General features: G+C 64.0%; 6 protein-coding genes and 2 pseudogenes. 4 read left to right on the top strand and 4 right to left on the bottom strand.

What is annotated here, in order from left to right:
• From MKK54_RS19940 to MKK54_RS19930, 3 genes and pseudogenes are all read left to right on the top strand, one after another.
• Positions 1-268, top strand: a pseudogene (locus tag MKK54_RS19940) (hypothetical protein); the annotation flags it as partial.
• 400 nt (positions 269-668) lie between these two features.
• Positions 669-1325 carry a DUF47 domain-containing protein gene (locus MKK54_RS19935; RefSeq protein ID WP_244013460.1) on the top strand — a complete coding sequence of 219 codons (657 nt, stop codon included), beginning with the start codon at positions 669-671 and terminating at the stop codon, positions 1323-1325.
• Positions 1326-1330: 5 nt separating this feature from the next.
• Positions 1331-2338: an inorganic phosphate transporter gene (locus MKK54_RS19930; protein WP_244013457.1), complete on the top strand. Its 1008-nt coding sequence runs from the start codon at positions 1331-1333 to the stop codon at positions 2336-2338.
• A gap of 233 nt (positions 2339-2571) precedes the next feature.
• On the opposite strand, the gene MKK54_RS19925 is transcribed toward MKK54_RS19930, so the two are convergent.
• A complete protein-coding gene (locus MKK54_RS19925) occupies positions 2572-2769 on the bottom strand; it encodes an RNA recognition motif domain-containing protein (protein WP_244013455.1) in 198 nt (65 codons plus the stop codon).
• Positions 2770-3142: 373 nt separating this feature from the next.
• On the opposite strand from MKK54_RS19925, the gene MKK54_RS19920 reads away from it, so the two are divergent.
• The gene (locus MKK54_RS19920) at positions 3143-3700 is read left to right on the top strand and encodes a metallophosphoesterase (RefSeq protein WP_244013453.1); all 558 of its coding nucleotides are present in this window, start codon (positions 3143-3145) and stop codon (positions 3698-3700) included.
• Between the two features lie 264 nt (positions 3701-3964).
• Here MKK54_RS19920 and MKK54_RS19915 read toward each other — a convergent pair whose 3' ends face one another.
• From MKK54_RS19915 to MKK54_RS19910, 3 genes and pseudogenes are all read right to left on the bottom strand, one after another.
• The gene (locus MKK54_RS19915; RefSeq protein WP_244013451.1) at positions 3965-4663 is read right to left on the bottom strand and encodes a glyoxalase superfamily protein; all 699 of its coding nucleotides are present in this window, start codon (positions 4661-4663) and stop codon (positions 3965-3967) included.
• A 225-nt stretch (positions 4664-4888) separates the two neighbouring features.
• The gene (locus tag MKK54_RS24570) at positions 4889-5068 is read right to left on the bottom strand and encodes a hypothetical protein (RefSeq protein ID WP_313898402.1); all 180 of its coding nucleotides are present in this window, start codon (positions 5066-5068) and stop codon (positions 4889-4891) included.
• Positions 5004-5543: pseudogene (locus tag MKK54_RS19910) on the bottom strand (hypothetical protein); the annotation flags it as partial. The gene MKK54_RS24570 and the pseudogene MKK54_RS19910, both read right to left, overlap by 65 nt.

Below are 5543 nucleotides of genomic sequence, written 5' to 3'. Positions count from 1 at the left end.
GCCGTACCCATTCCAGCAGCGCGCTAAACGGCCTTCGAAGCCGGAGCCGATCACCGTCGAAGAGATCATGAGGCAGAAGGCCGAAGACCTGGCGCGGCGGAAGAAAGCGGCAGCCCGCGAGGAGAAGCGCATGCAGAAGGTCTACGAGGAACAAGAGCGCGAACACGTTGCGGTTCGAGAGGCCCAGGCCATGCGGGATCGGGAATGGGCTACGCGTCGCGCCTCCGAAACGGGCCATTCTGAGAAGGATGCGGAGGCAACTGCGTGATCCGCGACATGACCCCCGCCGAGCGCCGAGCCTATGATCTGGGAGTGCGCGCCGCCATCGTCGCTGCCCCCCTCGTCACGATCACGGTCGAGTGCGCCGACGACGCTGGCAACTTTCCGCAAGCGCATCACGGCCGAAGCGCTTGCCGTCTTCGCCGAGGCTGGAATCAAACTCTGACCCTTCGCCCTGAAGCGGACGTTCCGTCACTGACCCAACACGGCCACAGGAGCCTACCGGGGTCATTCGCCGAAGAGGACACCCTCATGAGCGAGTACCGGCGAAGAAGGCAGCCGACTTTCCGACACGGATTGGAACGCCCCAGCTTGGTCTTGGGTTTTGCTGCCACGCACGCAGCCAACGGCAGTCGGCCCAGCGTCACGGTCACCTGAGGGCTCGTTCGATGCTTGGCTGGTTTCGTGCCCTGATGCCCCGGGAAGATCGCTTCTTCGATCTGTTCGCGCGTCACTCCCAGACCTTGGTCGCCGGCGCGGAAGCCCTCCAGGGCGTGCTGCAGGGAGGTGCGGAGGTTCCGCGCTACTGTCAGGTGATCGTCGACCGGGAGCACGAGGCGGACGCAATTGCCGCCGAGGTTCTGCTGGCGGTGCGCCGTAGCTTCATCACGCCGTTCGACCGCGGCGACATCAAGGATCTGATCCAGTCGATGGACGATGCCATCGACCAGATGAACAAGACCGTGAAGGCGGTCCAACTCTACGAGCTACGCGACTTCACCCCCTTGATGCGAGCGATGGGCGAGACGGTAATCGAGGCGGCTCGCCTCACGGCCGAAGCTGTGCCGCTGCTCAACGCGGTGGGTAGCCATGCCGGACGCATCAACCAGCTCACCGAGGCGATAACCCAGATCGAGGGCCACTCGGACGCGTTGGAGGAGCAGGGCCTGAAGGCGCTCTATCAGGCGCATCGCCGCGACGGCGGAGACGGCGACGCGATGGCCTACATGATCGGCGCGGAGATCTACGGGCACCTGGAGGACGTGGTCGACCGCTTCGAGGATGTCGCCAACGAGATCAGTGGCATCGTGATCGAGAACGTGTGACCGCCATGGAGGTCACGACCCTCGCCCTGCCTTACCTTGTCGCCCTGATCGCGGTGGCTCTGGTCTTCGACTTCCTCAACGGGTTGCACGATGCGGCGAACTCCATCGCCACCATCGTGTCGACCCGGGTTCTGCGGCCGCAATATGCGGTGCTCTGGGCAGCGTTCTTCAACTTCATCGCGTTTCTGTTCTTCGGTCTGCACGTGGCCGAGACCCTCGGCACCGGCATCGTCGACGCCGGCATCGTCGATCCGCAGGTGATCCTCAGCGCCCTCATCGGGGCCATCGTCTGGAATGTCGTCACCTGGGTGTTCGGCATCCCGTCGAGCAGCTCTCACGCGCTCGTCGGCGGTCTCGTCGGGGCAGGCGTCAGCAAGGCGGGCCCTGGCGTCGTGGTCTGGTCGGGCTTGGGCAAGACGGTCGCGGCCATCGTGCTGTCGCCACTCATCGGCTTCGTTCTGGCGCTCGTGCTCGTGCTTATCGTGTCCTGGAGCTGCGTGCGGGCGACCCCGTTCGGCGTGGACAAAACCTTTCGGATGCTCCAGTTCGCTTCCGCCTCGCTCTACTCGCTCGGGCACGGGGGCAACGATGCGCAGAAGACCATGGGCATCATCGCAGTGCTGCTCTACTCGCAAGGTCAGCTGACGGGCGACTTCCACGTTCCGCTCTGGGTGGTACTCGCCTGCCAATCTGCGATGGCGCTGGGCACGTTGTCCGGTGGTTGGCGCATTGTGCATACGATGGGATCGCGGATCACCCGGCTGAACCCGACGCAGGGCTTCTGCGCCGAGACGGGAGGGGCCATCACGCTGTTTCTGGCAACATGGCTCGGCGTGCCGGTCTCGACGACCCACACGATCACGGGCGCGATCATCGGGGTCGGTGCGGCGCGACGGACCTCGGCAGTGCGCTGGGGTCTTGCAGGCAACATTGTCGTCGCCTGGGTGGTCACCCTGCCGGCCGCAGCCGGCATCTCGGCTGCTTGCTATGCGCTGACCCGGCTGCTGACTTAAGGCGTCAAACGTCAGGCGCTGTACGCGTTCGCAGCCTCCTACGGGGCCAACCGCAAGATCGCCGGAACGCACTTTCCGGCCGATCTCGAGACGGGGAAGATCGCGGCAGCCGTCGTTGCGGAGGAGTTGTTCCGTGACCCTCGCTTCCAACAGGACCTGACATGAGCTGCTGCGGAAGTAGCGGCCCTGGGCAATCCGTCTGACCGTTAACTTGAAGCAATCCAGTCGGAGCGTCAGTGCGTTGAAATGAGCTGCATCTCGCCCGCCTTGAGGCCGAGGCGTCGGGTCAGATCCCGCGAAAGAGCGCCGACGACCTCGATCCCCATGCCATCGATCGTCAGCCCGTTCAGCTGTGCGAGTGCGGCCTCGGCAGAATGGGCTACCACGGCGTAGACGCGAGGCACGTCGCGCTTGTGGCGCACGGCGATCAAGTACGCCGTATGCTTACCCTTTTTGTTAGTCTGGCCCCCTACGGGAGCGGGGCGTGCAGCCTTGTCCATTAATCCTTATCGGGCTTTTCCTTGGTGATGGCGCCCGTCTTGGGATCGACGTGGAACTCCATCTTCACACCGTTCTTAAGGCTTTCGCCCTATCGTCGCCATGAGCGGTCCGCTGCGCTCGCGGTCGAACCACCCGATCAGTGCGCGGTGCCATCGCGAGCGGCATTAGATCAGTGGTAATGATCAGGTATGGAGTGAAGCGACATCGCGCCAACTTGTGGCCCGTGGAGGGTACCCCATCTCGCGGAGCAGCAACACGCTGTCTCCTCACCCTCTCTCGAGGGCGCATCCCTCCGTAGAATGCATGGCAACCTACTTCATCGTAGACACGCATTTCGGTGACGCTGCTCTCGTCCGGCGCCGGCGGAACACGTTTGGCTCTGTCGAAGCGCACGACGAGGCCCTGATCACCCGCTGGAACGCGGTTGTCGGGGTCGACGACGAGGTCTGGCACCTCGGCGATTTTGCGGCCGACGCCAGCCGTGCCCATTGTGCCTGGGTGTTCAGCCGTCTCAACGGCACCAAACGGCTCGTGCGCGGCAACCATGATACGAACCGGGTGCTGGAACTCCCTTGGGCCGAGCCACCCGTTGAGAGCGCGCGCCTCACGGTGCAGGCCTCCGATGGGCAGGGGTGGCGGTTGTTCCTGTCGCACTACCCACACCGATCCTGGCCGGGGTTCTGGCGCGAGACCCGCCACCTCTACGGCCATACACATGCCTGCTTGTCAGACACGAGCCGCGCTTGCGATGTCGGCGCGGACGCTTGGGACTACCGTCCTGTGGATCTCATCACCCTACTCGCGCGCCAGGATGCAGCCGAGCAGGCACCGGAAGAGATGGCGGTTCGCGGCCTGCGCTGACATTCGTTCGGGCAACCGGAGGCATCGCTGAGCGATTAATTGCGGAAGCGCCGCTCGGATCGTGTCCGTATTCCGGGGAAGCGATCTGCCTCGGTCACGCCGAACTCGCGACCCTCGGCATGGGCAATCTCGTGAGCCACCGTCGTCCAGAACCGATTCCGGCTACCTCCCGCACGGCAGCTAAACGTCCGAGATGGGTGGAAAGCTGCCGTTAGCGCTGGCGCCGGCTCAAGCGATTACAGCCACTCGAACCAGCGCCATGGACTACGCTACGGCTGCGAAATCGAGGTTCGTTGGAGCGGACCTTCGGGGAATGACGTGATCCGTCACTTGCACCGAAGCGTCCACATCGGTGAAGCGGAACCGTCGAGCCCAGACACTGCCTCCACCTCGTAGGAAAAACCCGAAGTGGATCGACTGCGCGTCTGGAGGCACGTCCATCACGATGGACCTGTCTTGCCAACCGACTGTGCCAACGAGCGGGCCCTCACTCTTGCGCCCATCGAGGTTGTCAAAGGCAAGCGTGCGGCCCTTATCCCCGTCAATACGCATCCAGAGGGAGCCGGCTCCAGTCACCTCATTAGCCTTTAGCTGTGCGCTGAGTTCGAGCCGCTTGTTGAGGAAGCCTTCGGCTCGGAAGTTCTGCATCAGCGTTCCAAAGCCGGACGACGCATGACCCGAGATCGGCTCTGCAAGAGCTACCCGGAAGCGGATGACAGCGCAGTTTTCTGCTGGGTCAAAGCCCATCTCGTAATCGTCGCTGCGTGTGCCTCCGACGTTCCAATCTTCGGGCAGACGCAGAACAGGCTGGTCGAGTTGAGCAGCCAGCGTGTTCCAATCTCGCCAACCGAATTGACGAGCTACGCACTCCAGACTGTCACTGTGAGAGATATCGACACGTCGCTCGGCAAGCGCTTGACGAAGTCTTTTGGCCATTGCCTTCGGGTCGTGGGGAATATGCATGTGTCCGATCCTTGAACCGGGCAGTCGCTCGTATCGGGGCTCGCATTGCCGAGTGGACCGCCCAGAGGGTCAGACCAATTCAAAGAGGTATGTGCATTCACCGTACCTTGCGGCGCGAGCGGCAGGCTGCACTAGCCGCCGACAGAAAAGAGCCTGTAGCCACCGCTGTCAACCTGGGAGGTGAGTGGCCGCTTCGGGTCGTGAGCAGTCGGTCTCGAATGTCAGTCACCCTACGAGGTCCGCTAGCGCCGACCGCGCCGCCTTCAGTACGTCCCGGCACTCTCGCCGGAAGGCCACCGCCTCGGCGGCATAGAAGCCCGTCCGATACGCCCCGTTCCGCTCACCCTTGGGCGCGCCGACGCCTTTTGCCCCGCCGTGCATCCGGCACCGCGCCTTCCCCTTCACTGCAGGCGACAGGCACGACGTACCCGCCCGTGTCCGAGCGCAGCATCGGGCCGAAAGCCGGAAGGGCGAGGGCTGCCGATCCAGAGAGTGCATGGGATTGCCCTTTGTTTTCGTGATGCCCCCCGGTTAGGTGGCCCTGCGGGACGTTGACGTTGCCGACGATGGCCTGACCGCCCTGGTAGACGTGAACGTGCTCGACGGTGACCTTCTGCTCGCCGCCGCGTTTCAGTTTCGCCATGGCCTCAAGCTGCTTCGTGTAGGTCCGCAGGAGCTTGGTCGCGAGGTTGCCGGCGGCATCCATCGCCTCGACGGACGAGGCGCCGGTCGCGTGGGTTAGGCATCGCATGGCGGCGTGGTGGGCCGCCGTCATCTGCACCGCGAGTTGGGCTTCCATCTCGTTCGCGGGCTTGGCGCCGGCCACGGCCGCCAACATGCTGTTGGTCGCGGTCTCGGCCGCCTTCCCGTTCGTGACGCC

Source organism: Methylobacterium sp. J-068, from assembly GCF_022829445.1.
Classification (GTDB): Bacteria; Pseudomonadota; Alphaproteobacteria; order Rhizobiales; family Beijerinckiaceae; genus Methylobacterium.
This window is presented reverse-complemented; position numbering and strand designations above follow the sequence as displayed.

Bases quoted from the DNA above. Each gene is read 5' to 3' on its own strand.
- MKK54_RS19935 (WP_244013460.1), top strand. From the start codon at position 669: ATGCTTGGCTGGTTTCGTGCCCTGATGCCCCGGGAAGATCGCTTCTTC.
- MKK54_RS19930 (WP_244013457.1), top strand. From the start codon at position 1,331: ATGGAGGTCACGACCCTCGCCCTGCCTTACCTTGTCGCCCTGATCGCG.
- MKK54_RS19920 (WP_244013453.1), top strand. From the start codon at position 3,143: ATGGCAACCTACTTCATCGTAGACACGCATTTCGGTGACGCTGCTCTC.
- MKK54_RS19915 (WP_244013451.1), bottom strand. From the start codon at position 4,663: ATGCATATTCCCCACGACCCGAAGGCAATGGCCAAAAGACTTCGTCAA.